19 protein-coding genes are annotated in these 20,498 nt (G+C 47.0%); 18 read left to right on the top strand and 1 reads right to left on the bottom strand.

From position 1 onward, the window contains the following. The first annotated feature begins 29 nt into the window (after window positions 1-29). The 18 genes from dapF to spoVM all read left to right on the top strand — a co-directional run bounded on the left by dapF (window position 30) and on the right by spoVM (window position 19,635). Window positions 30-860 (top strand): diaminopimelate epimerase, encoded by an 831-nt coding sequence (dapF, locus tag PPM_RS16335; protein WP_013371855.1) that lies wholly within the window; start codon window positions 30-32, stop codon window positions 858-860. Window positions 861-1,018: 158 nt separating this feature from the next. Next, window positions 1,019-2,044, top strand: coding sequence for a hypothetical protein (locus PPM_RS16330; protein WP_013371854.1), 1,026 nt, complete (start codon window positions 1,019-1,021; stop codon window positions 2,042-2,044). A 156-nt stretch (window positions 2,045-2,200) separates the two neighbouring features. Continuing rightward, window positions 2,201-4,087, top strand: a complete 1,887-nt coding sequence (locus PPM_RS16325; protein ID WP_013371853.1) for a bifunctional homocysteine S-methyltransferase/methylenetetrahydrofolate reductase — start codon at window positions 2,201-2,203, stop codon at window positions 4,085-4,087. 35 nt (window positions 4,088-4,122) lie between these two features. Then, on the top strand, window positions 4,123-5,010 hold the full coding sequence (locus PPM_RS16320) for a YicC/YloC family endoribonuclease (protein WP_013371852.1): 888 nt from the start codon (window positions 4,123-4,125) through the stop codon (window positions 5,008-5,010). Between the two features lie 56 nt (window positions 5,011-5,066). After that, window positions 5,067-5,327 (top strand): extracellular matrix/biofilm regulator RemA, encoded by a 261-nt coding sequence (gene remA, locus PPM_RS16315; protein WP_005548256.1) that lies wholly within the window; start codon window positions 5,067-5,069, stop codon window positions 5,325-5,327. Between the two features lie 14 nt (window positions 5,328-5,341). Continuing rightward, window positions 5,342-5,914: a guanylate kinase gene (gene gmk / locus PPM_RS16310; protein WP_014600033.1), complete on the top strand. Its 573-nt coding sequence runs from the start codon at window positions 5,342-5,344 to the stop codon at window positions 5,912-5,914. Window positions 5,915-6,034: 120 nt separating this feature from the next. Continuing rightward, window positions 6,035-6,238, top strand: coding sequence for a DNA-directed RNA polymerase subunit omega (gene rpoZ / locus PPM_RS16305; protein WP_013371850.1), 204 nt, complete (start codon window positions 6,035-6,037; stop codon window positions 6,236-6,238). 90 nt (window positions 6,239-6,328) lie between these two features. Continuing rightward, a complete protein-coding gene (coaBC, locus tag PPM_RS16300) occupies window positions 6,329-7,633 on the top strand; it encodes a bifunctional phosphopantothenoylcysteine decarboxylase/phosphopantothenate--cysteine ligase CoaBC (RefSeq protein WP_013371849.1) in 1,305 nt (434 codons plus the stop codon). Further along, on the top strand, window positions 7,633-10,209 hold the full coding sequence (gene priA / locus PPM_RS16295; RefSeq protein ID WP_013371848.1) for a primosomal protein N': 2,577 nt from the start codon (window positions 7,633-7,635) through the stop codon (window positions 10,207-10,209). Before coaBC ends, priA begins: the two co-directional genes overlap by 1 nt. Before the next feature lie 132 nt (window positions 10,210-10,341). Then, window positions 10,342-10,839, top strand: a complete 498-nt coding sequence (gene def, locus PPM_RS16290) for a peptide deformylase (RefSeq protein ID WP_014600032.1) — start codon at window positions 10,342-10,344, stop codon at window positions 10,837-10,839. Between the two features lie 6 nt (window positions 10,840-10,845). Continuing rightward, on the top strand, window positions 10,846-11,805 hold the full coding sequence (gene fmt, locus PPM_RS16285; RefSeq protein WP_013371846.1) for a methionyl-tRNA formyltransferase: 960 nt from the start codon (window positions 10,846-10,848) through the stop codon (window positions 11,803-11,805). Continuing rightward, window positions 11,802-13,217, top strand: coding sequence for a 16S rRNA (cytosine(967)-C(5))-methyltransferase RsmB (rsmB, locus tag PPM_RS16280; protein WP_013371845.1), 1,416 nt, complete (start codon window positions 11,802-11,804; stop codon window positions 13,215-13,217). Before fmt ends, rsmB begins: the two co-directional genes overlap by 4 nt. Window positions 13,218-13,405: 188 nt before the next feature. Further along, window positions 13,406-14,446, top strand: coding sequence for a 23S rRNA (adenine(2503)-C(2))-methyltransferase RlmN (gene rlmN / locus PPM_RS16275; RefSeq protein WP_014600031.1), 1,041 nt, complete (start codon window positions 13,406-13,408; stop codon window positions 14,444-14,446). Between the two features lie 6 nt (window positions 14,447-14,452). Next, window positions 14,453-15,229 carry a Stp1/IreP family PP2C-type Ser/Thr phosphatase gene (locus PPM_RS16270; protein WP_013371843.1) on the top strand — a complete coding sequence of 259 codons (777 nt, stop codon included), beginning with the start codon at window positions 14,453-14,455 and terminating at the stop codon, window positions 15,227-15,229. Further along, a complete protein-coding gene (gene pknB / locus PPM_RS16265) occupies window positions 15,226-17,499 on the top strand; it encodes a Stk1 family PASTA domain-containing Ser/Thr kinase (protein WP_013371842.1) in 2,274 nt (757 codons plus the stop codon). Before PPM_RS16270 ends, pknB begins: the two co-directional genes overlap by 4 nt. Window positions 17,500-17,572: 73 nt before the next feature. Beyond that, window positions 17,573-18,490 (top strand): ribosome small subunit-dependent GTPase A, encoded by a 918-nt coding sequence (gene rsgA / locus PPM_RS16260; RefSeq protein WP_013371841.1) that lies wholly within the window; start codon window positions 17,573-17,575, stop codon window positions 18,488-18,490. Window positions 18,491-18,494: 4 nt separating this feature from the next. Next, window positions 18,495-19,163 (top strand): ribulose-phosphate 3-epimerase, encoded by a 669-nt coding sequence (rpe, locus tag PPM_RS16255; RefSeq protein ID WP_013371840.1) that lies wholly within the window; start codon window positions 18,495-18,497, stop codon window positions 19,161-19,163. A 391-nt stretch (window positions 19,164-19,554) separates the two neighbouring features. Beyond that, window positions 19,555-19,635: a stage V sporulation protein SpoVM gene (gene spoVM, locus PPM_RS16250; protein WP_010345573.1), complete on the top strand. Its 81-nt coding sequence runs from the start codon at window positions 19,555-19,557 to the stop codon at window positions 19,633-19,635. Between the two features lie 223 nt (window positions 19,636-19,858). Here spoVM and rpmB read toward each other — a convergent pair whose 3' ends face one another. Then, window positions 19,859-20,047 (bottom strand): 50S ribosomal protein L28, encoded by a 189-nt coding sequence (gene rpmB, locus PPM_RS16245; protein ID WP_013310881.1) that lies wholly within the window; start codon window positions 20,045-20,047, stop codon window positions 19,859-19,861. Window positions 20,048-20,498: the final 451 nt, after the last annotated feature.

Raw genomic sequence — 20,498 nt, 5'->3', positions numbered from 1 at the left:
GAGATCAGCAGCAACGGCGGGGGGAAGCTATGGAATTCACTAAAATGAATGGTCTGGGTAATGATTTTATCGTTTGGTACGGGCATCAGGAATTGCCGTCTGACGCCTCGGAATTAGCTGTTCGGCTATGTGATCGACATTTTGGTATTGGCGCCGATGGATTGGTATATATATTGCCGTCTGACAAAGCAGATTTTCGCATGCGTATCATTAACTCGGACGGCTCGGAGGCCGAGCAATGCGGTAACGCTATTCGTTGTGCTGCCAAATATGTGTATGACCGTAAGCATATCAACCGTGAACAGATTACGATCGAGACGCTGGGTGCAGGTGTGCAGCAGGTTGAACTGACTGTTGAAAACGGAGCTGTACGAATGGTGAAGGTAGATATGGGGGAGCCAATTCTGGAAGGGTTGAAAATTCCAACTACACTCGATCTGACTAACGTAATTGATGAGCCTATTGAAGCTGGAGGAAGTGGTTTTCGCTTTACGGCTGTATCTATGGGAAATCCGCACTGTGTCATTTATGTTGAGGATGCGCCTAGCTTTGATCTGGAGGCCTGGGGACCGAAGCTGGAGTGTCATCCATTGTTCCCTAAAAAAACAAATGTTGAGTTCGCCACGGTACGAAGTCGGAAGCATATAGATATGAGGGTATGGGAGAGGGGAGCTGGACCTACGCTAGCCTGTGGAACCGGAGCCTGTGCTACGCTTGTTGCTTCTGTACTAAATGGATACAGCGACCGCCGCGCCATGGTAAGCCTAAAGGGCGGCGATCTGGATATCGAATGGAGCGAGGATGATAATCACATTTATATGACAGGGCCGGCTGAGATTGTGTTCGAAGGTCGTATATAGAAGTGAGGGTGAAGAAGACCTTAGCAGGTCTTCTTTTTTTGCCTTTTTATGCCGCTGTTTACTAGGATTATGGTGAACAGAGCGATATTCTGTCTTTTTTTGACGTCTGAACGATGTATAATATAGAAAATGAGAAAACGATAAGGAGGCCGTTCATAGTGCGGAAATTTCGTTGGGTATCAGCAGTTGCAATCCTCATTCTTATAGCCACCGCGCTTCCGGTTCAAGCGGCGACTATTTCTGCTGCCACAGAAACGACGGACAAGCAGGTTGGCTCGCTAACTCCGACAGTCGTAAGCCGTTTAGAAAAAGCAGTACAAGAACTTATCGGTTCAAAAACTGCATTTCAATTTGACGATGTAACGGATATGGGGAAAACCTGGATTGTCGAAGGTGAATTGGAAGATGGAACAGCTACGTTACAGACAGAATATAATAAAGAGAAAAATAGAGTAGATTCTACAACCATACGATATAAAATAAGTAGTTTGGGAAAGGCGATGAACGCGCCACTCAAGACAAAAGTATTAAACAGCGCCAAAGTGTTTGACAGCAAGCGCCCCTTGCAATTTGAAGCATTCTGGCGAGTCAAATCCCCTTATCAGTCCAACAAGCCTTCAAATTACTGGGTATTCTGGGGGGCAGGAGAAAAAGCTTCCTCATTGTATGTTGATGTGGATCAAGGTAATGCTATTACCGTCAATGCGGACTATGCGCTGAAGCAGGTGGATCCTGTGTTACTGAACCGTGCAATGAACACGTTTAAGCGAGTGAGTGGACAGCGAATCACAGTGCAGCATGTCTCACGGTACAAGGATGAGAAAAAGGGGCTTTCTTATTGGTCGTTCGAGGATGCAAGCGAGACGAATGAAGTCAAAATTGGTGCGGTAACCGGCAAAGTACTGGCTGTGTCCACCTCTGGGATGGACTGGAATGATGACGCAGATTTCAAAAAATCTTTTGCAAGTCCCAAATATACTGCCGCCGAAGCATTGAAGCTGGTCAAGCCTAAGGTTCAGCTGTTGTTTAATATCAATGTGTCTGGCTATAAAGTGAAAGTTCAAGGAAATCAATATACGTTCTCCAAGCAGCAAAAGGGGACGGATTCTATTGTGGCTAAAGTAAATAAAAAAGGGACTTTTTACGAGTTTTCTCTCCATTCTTCTGATGGGGAAATGCAATGAAAATGTAGTGGGAAATAGAAAATGATCCATCAAGTTGCTTCACTCCTGATATCATATTATCGGGACGTGAGGCGGCTTTTTTTGTTTTTGGCTTATGTTTGTAGTCTCTTTATGTTACATTAGTATGAAAATAAAGAGCGGGGTGGAGCAGAGGACATGAAACCGGATTTGCGTACTGTGCTGAATCGTGAAATTATTGTCGGAGACGGCGCTATGGGGACTTTTTTGTCCCAGCTAGGATTTCCAGTAAATACGTCTTACGAAGAGCTGAACATTACTTCGCCTGGCGTCATATCAGACGTGCATGGTCAGTATTTAAATGCAGGAGCACGATTGCTGGAGACGAATACATTCTCTGCAAATGATTATAAATTAGCCCGCTTTGGATTGGAATCTAAGGTAGAAGAAATCAATCGTGCTGGTGTGAGGATTGCCAGGGCTGCGGCTGGACCCGAACATTATGTAGTAGGTGCGGTCGGTTCCATATGCGGAGGCAAACGTCTCAACATATCCAAGCTAGAGCTGTCAAGAAACTACGAACAGCAGATTGATGCTCTTCTGTCCGAAGGGGTTGACGGCATTTTATGCGAAACGTTTTATTCACTGGACGAAATGCGCATTGCGCTTCACAGTGTACGTAAATACAGTGACATTCCGGTAATTTGTCAATTTGCGGTTGACCAAATTGGTCGTACCCAAGATGGGTTTTTAATGGCACAAGCCTTTTCAACACTGCGTAGTGAAGGAGCTGATATCCTCGGGTTTAACTGTCACTCCGGTCCACAGGGAATTATGAGTGTAATGGAGCAACTGGACGGTCCCTTGTCTGTACCACTGTCTGTATATCCGAATGCGGGATTGGCAGATTATGTGGACGGTCACTATGTATACGGTGCATCACCTGAATATTTCGGAGAATGTGCTACGTCCTTTGTAGATCTCGGTACGAGGCTGATTGGTGGTTGCTGCGGAACGACACCAGACCATATTGCTGCTATTTCCAAAGCTTTAAACAATTTGCAACCGCCCCCGTTGGCTCCAAAAGAAACCTTTTCGACGGAAGTCATTCATGTGGTGGAGCAGACAGCAGATGAAGGGGGACGAGGAAATGGCAGACATACCAGCGAACCCAACATTGTGGATCTGGTTAAGGAACGGCATACGGTTATTGTAGAGCTGGACCCTCCGCGAGATCTCGACATTACCCGGTTTATGCAAGGTGCACATGCCTTGAAGAAAGCCGGAGCCGATGCACTTACACTTGCTGACAATTCGCTTGCAGTCACTCGTATGAGCAATATGGCGCTTGGGCATCTGGTTAGTATTGAAACAGGCTTGCGTCCATTAATTCATATCGCATGTCGTGACCGTAATCTGATTGGTACGCAATCCCACATGATGGGTTTTGACGCACTGGGTATTGACCATGTACTGGCGGTTACTGGAGATCCAGCGCGGTTCGGTGATTTACCAGGCGCCAGTTCGGTGTATGATATGACATCTTTTGAAATCATACGCATGATCAAGCAACTAAATGATGGTGTCGCATTTTCCGGTAAGCCACTCAAGCAGAAAGCTAATTTTGTGGTGGGAGCTGCTTTTAATCCAAATGTTAAGCATTTGGGTAAAGCCGTACAGCGGTTGGAAAAGAAAATTGCCTCCGGGGCCGATTATATTATGACCCAGCCTGTTTACGATCCCGAGCTGATTAAAGCCATCGCAGAACAGACACGGCATTTGGAGATACCGATTTTTATCGGTATTATGCCGCTGGCTAGTGGCCGCAATGCAGAATACTTGCACAATGAAGTCCCAGGCATTCAGCTATCCGATGAGGTGCGTGCACGCATGTCGGGGCTGGAAGGCCCGGAAGGACGAGCTATGGGCGTGTCTATTGCCAAGGAGCTGCTTGATACGGCCATGGAACATTTTAATGGGATCTATTTCATGACTCCTTTCATGTTCTATGAAATGACAGCTGAGCTGACTTCATATGTGTGGCAAAAATCAGGCCGAGCACAGGCCCCCTTGTTTCGACTATAATAATCAATTACAATAGTATAATGGATGTGATGCCGATGTCATTGAGTATGACCGGATACGGTCAAGCCATCCTTCATCATAAGGGGTATAAAGTGCGCTTGGAATTGAAATCGGTCAATCACCGCTATTGCGAAGTGATGATGAGAATTCCACGTGAATGGACTCAATATGAAGATGGCTTGAGAAGAACGGTTCAACAGCAGATTAAACGCGGTCGTATCGATGTTTTCATCCACAGGGAACGTGATGAAGAACAGATACCCGCCGCACGGTTGAATGACACTGTCGTGCAGGCTTACCTGCGTGCAGCGGAGCAGCTGGCGGATCGTTATGGCGTGAAAGGAACGTTAGGTATAAGTGATATCCTTGCTTTGCCTGATGTTCTGGGTGAGCCTGGAGAGGCTTGCAATGGAGACGAAGAGGACTGGGAAGAGCATTTACAGCGAGCTTTGAACGAAGCTTTGCAAGGATTGCTGGAGATGAGAAGGCGAGAAGGCGGGCATTTGGCACAAGATGTGGAATCCCGTATCTTACGTCTGGAATCCTTTCATCATGAAATGACGGTGTTGGCTCCTCATGTTGTGAGCGACTACCGTAACAGGCTGAAGCACAGGCTTAAAGAGCTTCAGGACGGTTCATTTACGCTTGATGAACATAAGTTCGGAATGGAGATTGCGTTATTCGCGGATCGCAGCAATATTGATGAGGAGCTTACCCGGCTTCAAAGTCATTTTGGACAGTGCAAAAGGTTGCTGCTGTCGGACGAGCCGGCCGGTCGCAAATTAGATTTTTTAATCCAGGAAATGAACAGGGAAGTCAACACGATCGGCTCTAAGGCTAATCATCTCACATTAGTTAATTTGGTCGTTGAGATGAAAGCAGAGCTTGAAAAAATTCGTGAGCAGGCTGCAAATATTGAGTAGCTACCTGGTAGCGGCACGGCTGCAATAGTCACATGTATAGGGGGAAAGACCTGAATATGGCAATCAAATTGATCAATATTGGCTTTGGCAATATCGTGTCGGCCAACCGAATAATCTCCATCGTCAGTCCGGAGTCTGCTCCGATCAAGCGGATTATACAGGAAGCCAGGGACCGTCATATGTTAATTGATGCTACCTATGGCCGCCGGACACGGGCTGTTATTATTACAGACAGTGATCATGTAATCCTGTCTGCGGTGCAGCCGGAGACGGTCGCTCATCGCCTATCCACTAAAGATGATGACAATGACGAATAAAAATGGAGTGTACTATGGCTAAGGGATTATTATTTGTAATATCTGGACCTTCGGGGGTCGGCAAAGGGACGGTAGGCAATGCATTGCGCGAAAAGCTACCTGAGATAACGTATTCCGTTTCTGCTACAACTCGAACACCTCGTTCGGGCGAGCAGGATGGAGTGACCTATTTTTTCAAAACGCGTGAAGAATTTTTAGGCATGATTGAACGAGATGAATTGCTGGAGTACGCAGAGTATGTAGGTAACTACTATGGCACTCCACGTGATTTTGTAGACCAGACGCTTGCGCAGGGTAAAGATATCTTTCTGGAAATTGAAGTTCAGGGCGCGCTAAAGGTTAAAGAAAAATTCCCGGAAGGCATATTCATTTTCTTGCTTCCGCCTTCACTGGATGAATTGAAGGATAGAATTCGGGGACGTGGCACAGAAACTCAAGCAACCATTGATCACCGTATGTCGGTAGCTGTGAACGAGATGAACTTGTTACGTCACTATGATTATGCGGTTGTCAATGATGAGATTGATTTCGCTTGTAAACGAATAGAATCCATTATTATCGCCGAACATTGTAAGGTTCGACCTTAATCGAGGCTTTACATATGCCAAGCGTACCAAAAGAGAAATAATACTGTATAAGCTGAGCTTGAAGGTGTACACTGGAGTTCAGCTTATACAGCTTAAAACTACATGAAGAGGTGTCTATTCGTGCTGTATCCTTCCATTGATGAAATGATGAAAAAGGTAGATAGTAAATATTCGCTGGTTGTAGCGGCATCACGCCGTGCTAGACAGTTGCGTGAGGGCGAGAAGACGAGCTTGAAGAGTCCTAAATCTCACAAACAGGTTGGAGTAGCTCTGGAAGAGATCTATGCAGATCATCTTTTGCTTGAAAGCGGCGAAGAAGAATAAGAATTATAGACAATCATTATAACCAGGCGCAATGCCAATTCCTTTGACAACCGCAAGGTTGTTATTTTTTTCGGTCAGGGGGAGTTAACGATGTTGAAGGGGAAAGTTATTATTCTTGGTATAACCGGTGGAATTGCTGCTTATAAAGGGGCTGCGCTCTGCAGTAAGTTGACGCAAAAGGGAGCCGATGTTCATGTGATTATGACGGCTTCTGCCAAGGAGTTTATTACCGAACTTACACTGCAGTCACTCTCTCGCAATCCGGTGTACAGTGATACATTTGATGAAAGAGAGCCGTCCATCGTATCTCATATTCATCTGGCAGATGCGGCTGATTTGGTGCTAGTTGCTCCTGCAACAGCGAATATCATCGGAAAAATGGCGCATGGTCTTGCTGATGATATGTTATCGACAACGTTACTGGCTACGACAGCACCTATTATGGTGGCCCCTGCGATGAACGTACATATGTACACTCATCCGGCAGTCATGCAAAATATGGAGACACTGGTATCACGTGGTGTGAAGATGATTGAGCCTGGGGAAGGATTACTGGCTTGCGGTTACGTTGGCAAAGGACGTTTGGAAGAGCCAGAAACTATTGTGCAAACGATTGAGCGCTTTTTTGATCAGCAGGCTCTGGAACCTGAAGCCGCAATCAAATCTGAATCACGGTGGTTTGGAGAAGAATCTACAGAGAATCAAGTAACTGAGCCACTTGTAAATAAGAATGAACTAGCGCTTTCAGGAAAAAAAGTCATTGTCACGGCTGGAGGCACGATTGAGCGAATTGATCCTGTCCGTTACATTACGAATGATTCATCTGGTAAAATGGGCTTTGCCATTGCGAAAGTGGCTCAGGAGATGGGGGCGGAGGTACATTTGATTGCTGCCAATACCAGCGCGGAGCCGCCTTCAGGTATTTCGCTTGAAAGAGTCCAGTCAGCTGAAGATATGTACCAGGCTGTGCTAAAACAATGGGAAACGAGTGACATGGTCGTTATGGCTGCTGCTGTGGCAGATTATCGACCACGTGAGGTAGCACAGACTAAGATCAAGAAAAAAGATAGTGTATTTACATTAGAGTTAGTGAAGAACGTCGATATTTTGGAATCACTCGGACGCAGCAAGAAACATCAATTTTTAATTGGCTTTGCAGCAGAAACGGGAAATTTGGAGACGTATGCAATAGATAAATTAGAACGTAAAAATTGTGATTTGCTTGCGGCAAACGATGTAACTACAGATGGTGCTGGTTTTGGTGTTGATACGAATGCTGTTCAAATATATGACCGAAGCGGGATGGTAGAGCAGATCCCTGTACAGTCAAAGGAAGAAGTTGCGCGTAAATTGCTTACTCTAGCCGCGGGACGCATGGGTGGGGTGTTGCATTAATGGAAACAGGCAATTTAGTTGCCAAGGTTATTGTCGATGTACCTGCCAAAGATACAGATCGTACCTTCGATTATCTGATACCGGATTCCATGAAACCTTGGATTGAGCCAGGTAGTCGGGTAGCTGTGCCTTTTGGCAAACGGACGGTGCAGGCTTTTGTTATCTCAGTAGTTCCAGCTGAGGAGCCGCCGAAATACAGGATGAGGGCGATTCAGGAGTTGCTAGATCTGGTACCGCCCTTATCTCCCGATTTGGTTGAATTGGGCAAATGGATGAGCGAACGTTATGCTTGTAATCAGATTATGGCACTGCAAGTGATGATTCCTACCGCGCTTAAGGGCAAGGCGGAACGTTATATCTCAATTGCCGAACAGCATGAGTCTACGAATCCACAGCGGTCTATGCTGTCTAATCAGGAGGATGAGATCGAATGGGCCCTTCTGACTGACGACGGTATGAGTGATCCGGCGGAGCGTCAGATTGTCAGCTTCATTCAGAATAAGGAGCAAGTCCCGTTGCAGCAACTCAGTAGACGCTTCCCCGAGGAGGCGGAGGTTATTAAATCGCTGTTGCGCCGCGGAGTGCTTCAAGAAAGTCAGGTTATTAAAGACAAGCTTGGCAAAAAGACGATGAAAGCTGTTGATTTGGCTATCAGCATAGATGAGGCATCCATGGCACTGGAGCAATTTTCTGCCAAGGCGCAGCGTCAGCGGGAGGTACTTGCTTTCTTGCTGGAACGTAGCGAGTTTCTGCCTCTGCCGCTGAAGGAAGTAATGACCTCGCTAGGTGTTTCGGCTGCCACGGTTAAGGCATTGGAAGATAAGGGCTATGTGTTACAGGAAGACGTTGAAGTCTTTCGCGATCCCTATCGGGGCAGACACTTCAAGCCTACAGATCCTCTTCCGCTTACGGCAGAGCAGCAGTCAGTGTATGAACGGATTGTTCGTCAGCTGGACATACGTGAGCAAGGAGCTTATTTGCTGCATGGAGTTACAGGGAGCGGTAAGACGGAAATCTATCTGCAGACTATTCAGCGCTGTATCGAGCAGAATCGCCAGGCCATTGTGCTCGTACCTGAAATATCATTAACCCCACAAATGGTCGAACGTTTCAAAGGTCGTTTTGGCGACCAGGTCGCAGTGATGCACAGTAGGTTGTCGGGGGGAGAACGGTACGATGAGTGGCGCAAAATACGCGAAGGCCGTGTGAAAGTCGCAATCGGCGCTCGCTCGGCGGTATTTGCCCCTTTTCGTGAGCTAGGGCTCATTATTATGGATGAGGAGCACGAAACATCCTATAAGCAGGAAGAGACGCCCAAATACCATGCGCGTGATGTAGCCATTCGCAGAGCACACCAGCACGGGGCTGTCGTTATTCTCGGTTCAGCTACACCATCATTGGAAAGCTATTATGCTGCCCGCTCCCAAAGCAACGACGAATTCGCGCCGTTGCTGCTGGAAATGCCGACCCGCGCATTAGGGAACACGTTACCCGAAGTCCATATCATGGACATGCGTGAGGAGCTACGGGCCGGCAACCGCTCCATGTTCAGCCGTGCGTTGCATAATGGAATCGCAGAGCGATTAGAGCGTAAGGAGCAGACGGTATTGCTGTTGAATCGGCGTGGTCACTCCACGTTCGTCATGTGCCGGAGCTGCGGCTATGTGGCAGGATGTCCGGATTGTGATATTTCGCTTACCTATCATCAGCGGTCGAACAATTTACGTTGTCATTATTGCGGCTATTCCGAGCCTGTACCTCAGACTTGCCCGGAGTGCGGTAGTGAGCATATTCGTTACTTCGGTACAGGTACGCAGCGAGTGGAAGAAGAGTTGGCTAAGCTATTCCCCGGCATACGTGTTGTCCGAATGGATGTCGATACCACAACTGAAAAAAACGCTCATGAAAAGCTGCTCAAGCAATTTCGTGATAAAAAAGCAGACGTACTGCTGGGTACTCAAATGGTAGCCAAAGGGCTGGACTTTCCCGATGTAACGCTGGTAGGTGTCATTACTGCGGATTCCGCTCTTAATTTACCGGATTTTCGGGCTGCGGAAAAGACATTTCAGCTGTTAACACAAGTAGCCGGGCGTGCTGGAAGGCATCAATTGCCGGGGGAAGTATTCGTACAATCCTACACTCCAGAGCATTATTCGGTGGTTCACGCAAGTCGTCATGATTATGCATCGTTTGTGAGAGAAGAGTTGAAACATCGTCGCAATCTGCACTACCCGCCATACTGCCGACTAATCTTAGTGACCTTTTCTCATGAACAGCTCCCGGTGCTGGTCCGACTGGCTGAAAATTATTCAGCGACACTACAAGGACGAGCCAGACAACGGGGCTGGTTCGGGAATATGGACCGGCTTACATCGGATGTGCTGGACATCTTGGGGCCAGTAGCTTCACCCATTTCGAGAATCAAGAATAGATACCGATTTCAATGTATGATAAAATGGCGTGGAAATATCGACGCGATTGGTTTGGCTCAGCAAGTGGCTGATGAAATGGCCGAATCTGCACAGGCACAAAAGTTGCTGATTAGTTTGGATGTTGATCCGCAAATGCTTATGTAGAGTGTTAACACTAAAGTTATTAGTACAATTAATGCGGACAAGCCGTCCGTACATAGGATAATGTAGCAGTCGCTTTTGTGATGAATACAGTAAAGCCTAAATGAAGGAAAAAGAGGAAGGTGTTCTGTTGTCATGTCAATTAGAATTATAGTGTTGGAGCCGGATGACGTATTGCATAAAGTAGCAAAGGAAGTTACAAAAATTACGCCTAATGTGCAAAAGCTGTTGGACGATATGGCTGATACGATGTATGAAGCAGAAGGAGTAGGTCTTGCTGCTCCACAAGTAGGTATTTTGAAGCGACTCATCGTTGTAGATGCTGGAGACGAGCATGGCTTGATTAAAATGATCAATCCAGAAATTGTGGCCGAAGAAGGAGAACAATTGGGACCTGAAGGCTGCCTGAGTATTCCAGGGTTGAACGGAGATGTACGTCGTGCCGAGAAGGTTACAGTCAAGGGACTGAATCGCGAGGGCAAGGCTATTACCGTTACAGCGACAGGATTGCTTTCTCGTGCTTTTCAGCACGAAATTGATCATCTAAATGGAGTATTGTTCACGGATATTGCAGAAAAAGTATATGAGGTTGCTCTGGAACAGCCAGGACCGAACCGTCAGGCAGGGGAGTGAGGTTCGATGAGTCAAGACATTCGTATTATCTTTATGGGTACACCTGAATTTGCAGTCCCATCGCTGAATATGTTGCTGGACAACGGATATAACGTGGTCGGCGTAATTACTCAGCCAGATAAACCACAGGGACGGAAAAAAATATTGACGCCTACACCAGTCAAGGAAGCGGCTGAAAAGCGCGGATTACCTGTGCTGCAACCGACCCGCCTGCGGCAGCCGGAAGCAGTGGCTCAGGTGGCAGAGTTGCGTCCCGACCTGATCGTCACCGCAGCTTACGGTCAAATTTTGCCTAAGTCCGTATTAGACTTGCCTCGTTTCGGCTGTCTGAATGTGCATGGTTCGTTACTTCCCCGATATCGGGGAGGTGCACCGATCCAGCGTGCGATTATTAACGGTGAAACAGTGACGGGTGTAACGCTAATGTATATGGCGGAAGGGCTGGACACCGGTGATATGATATCGCGGGTTGAGGTGGCTATAGAGCCAGAGGATACGTCTGGCACAATTTTTGAGAAGCTAAGCGTAGTCGGAGCGAGACTTTTGCAGGACGAGCTGCCCAAGTTGCTGGCAGGGCAATCAGACCGTACGCCGCAAAATGAGGATGAGGCGACCTATGCCCCTAACCTGAACCGTGATGATGAGCGCATTACATGGAGTGATAATGCGCAGCAAATATACAACCGGATTCGCGGTCTGGTTCCTTTTTCTGGCGCGTTTACACTTTGGGAGAACAATGTTTTTAAAATATGGGCTGCGGAGCAGCCTTCCATAAATAATGAAGCGAGTGGCTCAAATGCTCCAGCACCCGGCACGGTTCTTCAATTAACCGCTCGTGGCATTGAGGTGCAGACAGGTAAAGGAACCCTCTGGCTGACCCAGGTTCAACCGGCAGGCAAGAAGGTTATGGAAGCCGGAACCTTTGCGCGCGGTGGACAGATGAAGCCCGGCACGGTGCTCGGATGAGCGGGGGACACTCCCGTCAGGGAGACCAACGCAAGGGAGTGGGGATCAGACCCGGCAAGACTCGCAAACAGACGGCGCGGGAAGTTGCACTTGATGTGCTGACCGGTGTGGAGCAAGAGGGCGCGTATAGCAATTTTGAGCTCAATCGCCGGCTTCAGCAGGCAGGTTTATCTGCAAGTGACGTTGGTTTGACGACGGAACTTGTATACGGTACAGTGGCACGCCGAAATACACTGGATTATTTTTTGAATAAATTTGTTCAAAAAGGAACGGCCAAGCTTCAACCTTGGGTACGTTCATTGCTGCGGATGAGCGTGTATCAGCTGGTGTATCTGGATCGAGTTCCGGATCATGCAGTTGTTAGTGAAGCAGTGACCATTGCCAAACGGCGCGGGCATCAGGGGATTTCCGGTATGGTCAATGGCGTACTTCGCAGCATGCTGCGTGAGCCGGACAAGCTGCGCATTCCTGACGGTTTGTCAGCAGAGGAACGGATTTCGTTAGAACATTCCCATCCACAGTGGCTAGTTAAGCGCTGGATCAAGCAATACGGTGTCGATACAGCTGAGGCTATCTGCAAGGCTAATAACGAGCCCCCTGCGGTCAGTGTACGAGTGAATACGACGATGACCAGTCGTGATCAGCTGCTGGACGAGATGGTTGCAAAAGGGATTGATGCCGTTCCTTCGCCCGTTAGCCCCTATGGGATTGTTGTTCGTAGCGGCGGAAATATGGCGCTTACCTCGTGGTATACGGACGGATTGTTGTCTGTACAGGATGAAAGCTCCATGCTTGTTGCCGAAGCGGTCGCTCCTGAGCCTGGCATGACAGTGCTGGATTGCTGCGCAGCTCCAGGCGGCAAAACAGCTCATATGGCTGAGCTGATGAAGGATCGCGGCCGGATCGTTGCGAATGATCTGCATGCCCATAAGCATCAATTAATCCGTGAGCAAGCGAGTCGGCTTGGTCTGGATGCTGTTGAGACGGTTACCGGTGATGCGTTGGACTTAAAGGAACGATATGCTCCGGCTTCTTTTGACCGTATTTTGCTGGATGCACCATGCTCCGGTTTTGGGGTAATTCGCCGTAAACCTGATCTGCGTTGGAGCAAAACTGCGGAGGATGTTCGCGATATTACTCAACTGCAGCACGAGTTGCTGGATAGTGTGGCCGGACTGTTGAAGCCGGGTGGTATTCTGGTATACAGCACTTGCACGATTGAGCCTGATGAAAATGAAGGACAATTGGCTCGGTTTTTAAGCGAACATCCAGAGTATGAGTTGGCAAAGGATCATTCTTTTCCAGACGTGAATCACGAAATGGATGGTATACAGAAAGGCTCAGTACAGCTGTTACCGCAGCATTTTCACAGTGACGGATTTTATATCGCGCGTCTGCGCCGGGTAAAGTAGAACGGAAGAGAATTCCAGGTAGCTGCCCACCAGTATTTCCACAATCCGCCGGACACCTTCCGGCGGTTTTTTGCATGAAGATGAAAAATTTTTACCCCCTCAGGGATTTGTGCTAAAATAGGAAGAATGAAAAAACACTGTCTGCGATTAAACAGAACTTAATGAAGAAGGAACGGGTGCAAATATTGATGAAACCTTTTATATACGATTTAACACTGGAAGAGCTTCAGGACTGGGCCAAAAATAATGGTGAGCCTGCCTTTCGGGGAGGACAAATTTTTGACTGGCTGTATGTAAAGCGGATCAATAATTTCAGCGAGATGACGAATTTGTCCAAGGCGCTGAGAGAAAAGCTGGAGGAGCAATTCAGTTTTGTGACGCTTCACGAAATTACAAAGTTGGAATCGAAAGATGGTACTGTTAAATTTCTGTTTGGTTTACATGATGACCATGCTATTGAGACGGTTATCATGAGACACAATTACGGAAACAGTATTTGTGTAACGACTCAAGTAGGTTGCCGGATTGGCTGTACTTTTTGTGCTTCGACGCTTGGGGGTCTCAAAAGAAACCTGACGGCTGGCGAAATTACTGCACAGGTGGTGCAGGCTCAGAAAATTCTGGATAAAACGAATGAACGAGTGAGCAGTATCGTAATTATGGGCTCGGGTGAGCCTTTTGAGAACTATGAAGCGACAATGACGTTTTTACGTACAATGATTCATGAAAAAGGCCTGAATATTGGTCAACGTCATATTACGGTTTCAACCAGCGGCATTGTGCCCAATATTTATAAATTTGCTGACGAGGATACACAAATTAATCTGGCAATATCCATTCATGCGCCTAATGATGCGCTACGTTCGAAGCTAATGCCTGTAAATCGGCGTTATCCTTTTAAGGATGTTATGGATTCTCTTCGTTATTATCTTGCTAAGACGGGGCGGAGAATTTCATTCGAATATGCCTTGATCGGTGGAGTGAACGACCAGGCAGAACATGCTGAAGAGCTTGCGGATGTGTTGAAGGACATGCTGTGTCACGTCAATTTGATTCCGGTCAACCATGTGCCTGAGCGCAAGTATGTGCGCACATCGCGCAGTGATATTTTTAATTTTCAACGTATTCTTGCCGAAAAAGGCGTCAATGTGACGATCCGGCGTGAACAGGGTCACGATATTGCCGCTGCTTGCGGTCAGTTGCGTGCAAAGCATATGGAGTTGGGGTGAAACCATTTGATCAAAACAGTTCATGTCAGCCATGTCGGACGTGTGCGTTCGGTAAATGAGGATTCTGCCTGGATCAGGCACTTGGAGCAAGGCTATATTCTTGGAATTGTTGCCGATGGTATGGGGGGGCATCTGGCCGGTGATACGGCCAGCCGCCTTGCGGTAGAGACACTTGCCGCTGATTTGGCGACACTGGAGAGCGGGTTATCCGCACATTCTTTGACGGCGGCGCTCAGCGACGCTATTTTGCATGCCAATGAAGTCATCTTCCAAACGGCTGCGCGCGATGACCAGTATCATAATATGGGAACGACGGTTGTTGCCGTTTTGCTCAACGATGCATCTGGAATTATCGGACATATCGGTGACAGTCGCGCCTATGTCATATCCAAAGGCACGGTCCGTCAGCTTACAGAAGACCATACTTTGGTTAATGAGTTGTTCAAAAACGGTCAGATCAGTAAGGAAGAGCGGGAGAACCATCCTCGTCGCAATGTTCTGACACGGGCATTGGGCACTGATTCCGAGGTGAAGGTGGACATTGACACCATTACGCTGGAAAAAGGCGATGTGCTATTACTTTGCAGTGACGGATTAAGCAATTTGGTAACAGAAGAACAGATCCGTAAGGTAGTAGGTGCCGCAGAAAATCCTTTGGAGGAACGTGCGGATCGTCTGCTACACCTGGCGTTGCTTGCCGGTGGAGACGATAATATTACTGTAGCTTTGTTTGAATTGCCCGACAACACGGTTTCATTGAGTGAAAAGGGGTGTGAAGCATGATCGGGCACCTGCTTGGGGGAAGATACGAAATTATTGAGCGCATCGGTGGCGGCGGTATGGCGCTGGTGTATAAGGCTCAAGACATTTTGCTGAATCGCAATGTCGCGGTTAAAGTGTTGCGTCAGCAATTTGTTCATGATGAGGAATTTATTCGCCGGTTTCGGCGCGAGGCACAGTCAGCAGCCTCACTTTCTCATTCGAACGTGGTCAGTATTTATGATGTCGGCCAAGAGGATGAAATCCATTATATTGTAATGGAATGCGTTGAAGGCAAAAATTTGAATGAGATTATTAAAGAACGTGCGCCATTACAAGTGGATGAAGCAGTACGGATTGCTTCCCAGATTTGTGATGCTCTGGAACATGCTCACCAAAATCAGATTATTCACCGAGACATTAAGCCTCATAATATCTTAATTGGACGTAATGGACGGGTTAAGGTAACCGATTTTGGGATTGCTCGAGCTGTTACGTCAACGACAATTACCCAGACAGGTTCTGTTGTGGGTTCTGTTCATTATTTTTCACCTGAGCATGCAAAGGGTGTCATTACCGGTGAAAAATCGGACTTATATTCTTTAGGTATTGTCTTATATCAAATGCTAACGGCACAGCTTCCTTTTCTGGGAGAAAGCCCAATTAGTGTGGCACTCAAGCATTTGCAAGAGGAATTTGAGGAACCGCGTAAAATTAACCCGTTGATTCCACAAAGTGTAGAAAATGTTATTTTAAAATCGATGCGCAAAAATCCGGAGGAACGTTATCAATCGGCAGACGAAATGCTAAGAGATTTGGAAACCTGTCTGCTACCGGGGCGGCGCAATGAATCTAAGCTGGAGTTTACACATTTGGATGATGAGGACCAAACGCGGGTTATCCCAGCTATTAAGCCTCAACAACTAGGTGTGTCTTCCAGTGGTGACGATGTGCCTGTCCAACCTCGTGAGTCTGAACAGCTTCCGAGCAAGCAATCGTCCAAGAAAAATAGAAAAAAAACGATCTTCTGGGTAACACTAGTGTTGGTGCTACTTTTGTGCATGGGCGGCGTGGTGTACTATGTGCAAAGTGTGCTTGTCGTGGCTGATGTGAAAGTACCAAGTGTACTGACACAAACAGAAGACCAAGCGAAGGTCACTCTAAGTAAAGCAGGACTAGTCATTGACGATCCAATCCAGCATGAATATAAAGAGGGGATTGCACCAGGAGTTGTTTTTTATCAAAGCTACCCTGAAGGATCTTTAGTCAAGGAAGGAACGGAGATTAGTCTGAAAGTCGGAATTGCCAAGCCGCTTACCCCGATGCCAGATGTCAAAGGGCAAAGCTACGAGAATGCTGTCAAGCTACTGACCGCCCAGCAAATTAAGGAAACGCAGATTCAGCAAAATGAGCAGTTCAGTGATCAGGCTGAAGGAACCGTCCTTAGTCAGACACCCGCTGCAAATGAGCCATTTGATAAGGATTCAGTCCAAGTTGTGCTCACAGTCAGCAAGGGCGCTGACACTGTAAAAATGCCAAGTCTCGTAGGGAAAACGCAGAACCAAGCGGAAAATGAGGTCAAAAAGGCAGGGCTGAAGGTTGGCTCGATTAAAGAAGAATTTAGCTATGAGCAGGAAAAAGGAAGAGTAACCAAACAATGGCCATCCGAGGCAGGCAGTGAGTTGCCACCAAATACGGAAATTACGTTTTATGTAAGCACTGGTTACCCGCCAGAAGCGATTACGCTGCCATTTAATGTGCCTGTTGCACCGAAGGAAGAGGGCAAGAACAGTAAAATTCGTATCACTTATACAGATGCACGTGGAGAAAATCAGGAGTGGGGCAGCCGTACGATTAATACGACACAGACGTTTACGATCAACCTGCTGATGGCCCCTAACAAAGACAGTGTCGTCTCCGTATTTAGAGATGGTGCTTTTGTTGACACGTATCCTGTTTCTTATATTGATGCAAAAAATGGAACGGTGACGATGCCTCAAATTGCTCCACCTGCAGGAACATCACCGACTGATTCATCTGGTGGTACTTTCTCGCAGAATGGAAACGGTGAGGAAGGAAACAGCGGGGAATCTTCTAATGATAACGGTAATGGTGGAGGCGACTCTAACAATCAGGAGGGAACAGAAGGTGATGGTGACCCTTCTGCTTTTGCCCCAGGAACCGATTCCGCAGGAGTTACGCGCAGTGAGTTAGCGGTTAGCAAAAAGAACAATCCTGGTCACGGTTCCTACAAAAAGAAGGACAAAGTGATCGAGGCTGTGCAGCATCAGTAAACTTACTAGAGAAAGAAGCTTAACCTGTTCCACACAATGAAACTTGAACATTATGAAGGAGGACATCTTACACATGCCTGAAGGTCTGATCGTCAAGGCGCTTAGCGGATATTATTATGTCTCCAGCCTGGATCAGGATGGGCGTCCGGTATCCGGCGAAGCTACGGTACAATGCAGAGCACGTGGCCTTTTCAAGAAAAAAGAGATTACGCCCCTTGTCGGTGATCGGGTCGTTTACGAACTGACTGAAAACGGGGAAGGTATGGTCAAGGAGATTAGAAAGCGTACGACGGAGCTAATTCGCCCTCCTGTGGCTAATACCACGCTGGCTGTGTTGCTGTTTTCCCTGCGTGAGCCGGATTTAAACCTGCCTTTACTGGACAAATTTTTAGTCCATATTGAGCACGCCGGGCTGGATACGATTATCTGTCTGACCAAGCGCGATTTGTATGAAGGCAGCCCTTCAGAGGATGATACGGTGCTGAAGGTTCAGGAAATGTACCGGAAGATCGGTTACGAGGTGCTGGTAACCAGCACCCGTACCGGAGAGGGGACGGCTGAGCTCAAGAAGCTGTTGGCCGGCCAAATCAGCGTGTTTTCCGGTCAGTCAGGTGTAGGAAAGTCCTCCATGCTAAATGCTTTGGAGCCCGGGTTAACGCTGGAGACGAGCGCCATCAGCAATAAGCTGGGACGAGGAAGACATACGACTCGTCATGTGGAGCTGATTCCATTAGACAACGGTGGGTTTGTAGCAGATACACCAGGGTTTAGCCAACTGGATTTTTTGGAGCTGGGTGTGGATGAGTTATCGCCTTGTTTTCGAGAATTCCAACAATATGCAGAAGGATGCAAATTTCGAGGTTGTACGCATATTCACGAACCTGGCTGTAAAGTAAGAGAGGCCTTGGAAGAGGGACATATTTCACAAGGACGATATGATAGCTATCTGCAATTTTATCAGGAATTAAAAGAAAAAAAGCGGAGGTATTGAGCATATGTTAAAAATAGCACCGTCGATTTTATCCGCTGATTTTGCTCGTTTGGGCAGTGAAGTCGCGGAAGTCCAAGCAGCGGGGGCAGACTGGATTCATGTTGATGTTATGGATGGTCATTTTGTATCCAATATTACACTGGGCCCCCCTATCGTTCAGGCTATTCGGCCGCATACAACTCTCCCACTGGACGTTCATCTGATGATTGAGCAGCCTGAACGTTATATCGGTGATTTCGTAAAGGCAGGAGCCAATATCATCACGGTTCATGCGGAGGCCTGTGTTCATTTGCATGGTGTCATTCACTTGATCAAGCAGCAAGGCGCTCTGGCGGGAGTGGCTCTCAATCCGGGGACATCACCATACGCGATCAAAGAAGTGCTGCCCAATGTGGATATGATTCTTGTAATGACGGTTAACCCTGGTTTTGGAGGCCAGTCCTTCATTCCAGAGACGTTGAATAAAATCAGACAAATCCGTGCTTGGTTGAACGAATTGGGTCGTCCAGACGTACATATCGAGGTGGACGGAGGTATTGCGGAAGAGACGGCACCAGCCGTATTTGAAGCAGGTGCTGACGTATTAGTGGCAGGTAGTGCAGTATACGGCAGAGCGGACCGTGCAGCGGCTATTACTGCTATTCGGGATAGTGTCGCTCATTTGTCCAAGTGAAGCTAACTGAAGCACTGTGGATGACCTTAGCGAGTATGATGACCGGTTTGACCCTCAGTTGTTTCTCGCTAGTGAAGACACCTTGGAATGCCATTCTTTCACTTTTGGCTGTTCTTATTGTCCTGTTTTATTTTCGTAAAAATGAACGGCGTGGTTTGCGCATCGGTTTTGTGGTGTGTAGTGTGCTTTATTATATCTTGTTTATTTTTATACTCTCAGCATATCTCTATGTTCACGGACTTGTCTGATGGTATAGCCTGGGATGGTTGTGCATAAATATGGTTACATGAGCGGGATTCTCATGTAGCCTTTTTTTTGTGGGGCAACAACCCTTGACAGGTTGCATAAACTACAGAGAACGGATGCAGGAGGATGATGGGGAGGGTGAGGCATGAAGTTTTACACAATCAAGCTGCCAAAATTTCTGGGTGGATTCGTCAAAGCCATTTTGAATACATTCCAGAAGAACTGAAATCAAAGTAACGTTAACACAGGATGTAGGATGAAGGCTAAAGGTACACAGGAGGCACGCTTCCCGGGCACAGCAGATTGATAGCTCGGCAGTAAACGACAGAAACGCGCGGGAAGGTGCCTGACATTTTGTCCTCTTGAATCAGTGGGATATTATTCGAATAATCAAAAAAGCACCCGTTTAAAACGAGGTGCCTTTTGTTTATAACGATATTTTTTTACGACTACACGCGAGTCACTTTACCGGCTTTCAATGCACGAGTGCTGACATAAACGCGTTTCGGTTTACCGTTAACGAGAATGCGAACTTTTTGTACGTTGACGCCCCAAGTACGGCGATTACGGTTGTTAGCGTGAGATACGTGGTTACCGCTGCCAGGCTTTTTGCCTGTTACAGAACATTTACGAGACATGATTCCACCTCCTATTCTGAAAATAACCAAACTCCATATGGAATGGGTCGCTCTTCAGGCCGACTGGGTCAGCCGGACTTTATAAGTCACTAACCTGAACAAAACAATACTTAAATATAATATCATAGTCAAAAAAGCTCCGTCAACTGATTCAAAAACTTTATTTATTTCTCTTTCGCATTATAGTACAATATGGGATAGCTATTGCTGCGACTATTTTGTTTTTTAATGGAATGTGAATTCTTATTCCAGTCATGCCGGGCAGTTCAGAGGCGGGACCATAATCATTATTCCGGCCAATGATTTTTTGTTGGGTAGTTGACTGGTTTTTCATATTATATGAGCTGTAGAAAGAAACCAGAGGATGGTTACGGAAGCTTACGAAAGGGTGACATTCGTATTCGTCGTCTGGCTTTAGTATAATTCAATTAAACCTTGAACAAGTGTTGTG

The organism is Paenibacillus polymyxa M1, assembly GCF_000237325.1.
In the GTDB taxonomy this organism is placed as follows: domain Bacteria; phylum Bacillota; class Bacilli; order Paenibacillales; family Paenibacillaceae; genus Paenibacillus; species Paenibacillus polymyxa_C.
This window is presented reverse-complemented; position numbering and strand designations above follow the sequence as displayed.

Excerpts from the sequence above, each read along its gene's own strand:
- dapF (WP_013371855.1), top strand. The coding sequence starts at position 30 with ATGGAATTCACTAAAATGAATGGTCTGGGTAATGATTTTATCGTTTGG.
- PPM_RS16325 (WP_013371853.1), top strand. The coding sequence starts at position 2,201 with ATGAAACCGGATTTGCGTACTGTGCTGAATCGTGAAATTATTGTCGGA.
- PPM_RS16320 (WP_013371852.1), top strand. The coding sequence starts at position 4,123 with ATGTCATTGAGTATGACCGGATACGGTCAAGCCATCCTTCATCATAAG.
- remA (WP_005548256.1), top strand. The coding sequence starts at position 5,067 with ATGGCAATCAAATTGATCAATATTGGCTTTGGCAATATCGTGTCGGCC.
- gmk (WP_014600033.1), top strand. The coding sequence starts at position 5,342 with ATGGCTAAGGGATTATTATTTGTAATATCTGGACCTTCGGGGGTCGGC.
- coaBC (WP_013371849.1), top strand. The coding sequence starts at position 6,329 with ATGTTGAAGGGGAAAGTTATTATTCTTGGTATAACCGGTGGAATTGCT.
- priA (WP_013371848.1), top strand. The coding sequence starts at position 7,633 with ATGGAAACAGGCAATTTAGTTGCCAAGGTTATTGTCGATGTACCTGCC.
- def (WP_014600032.1), top strand. The coding sequence starts at position 10,342 with ATGTCAATTAGAATTATAGTGTTGGAGCCGGATGACGTATTGCATAAA.
- fmt (WP_013371846.1), top strand. The coding sequence starts at position 10,846 with ATGAGTCAAGACATTCGTATTATCTTTATGGGTACACCTGAATTTGCA.
- rsmB (WP_013371845.1), top strand. The coding sequence starts at position 11,802 with ATGAGCGGGGGACACTCCCGTCAGGGAGACCAACGCAAGGGAGTGGGG.
- rlmN (WP_014600031.1), top strand. The coding sequence starts at position 13,406 with ATGAAACCTTTTATATACGATTTAACACTGGAAGAGCTTCAGGACTGG.
- pknB (WP_013371842.1), top strand. The coding sequence starts at position 15,226 with ATGATCGGGCACCTGCTTGGGGGAAGATACGAAATTATTGAGCGCATC.
- rsgA (WP_013371841.1), top strand. The coding sequence starts at position 17,573 with ATGCCTGAAGGTCTGATCGTCAAGGCGCTTAGCGGATATTATTATGTC.
- rpe (WP_013371840.1), top strand. The coding sequence starts at position 18,495 with ATGTTAAAAATAGCACCGTCGATTTTATCCGCTGATTTTGCTCGTTTG.
- spoVM (WP_010345573.1), top strand. The coding sequence starts at position 19,555 with ATGAAGTTTTACACAATCAAGCTGCCAAAATTTCTGGGTGGATTCGTC.
- rpmB (WP_013310881.1), bottom strand. The coding sequence starts at position 20,047 with ATGTCTCGTAAATGTTCTGTAACAGGCAAAAAGCCTGGCAGCGGTAAC.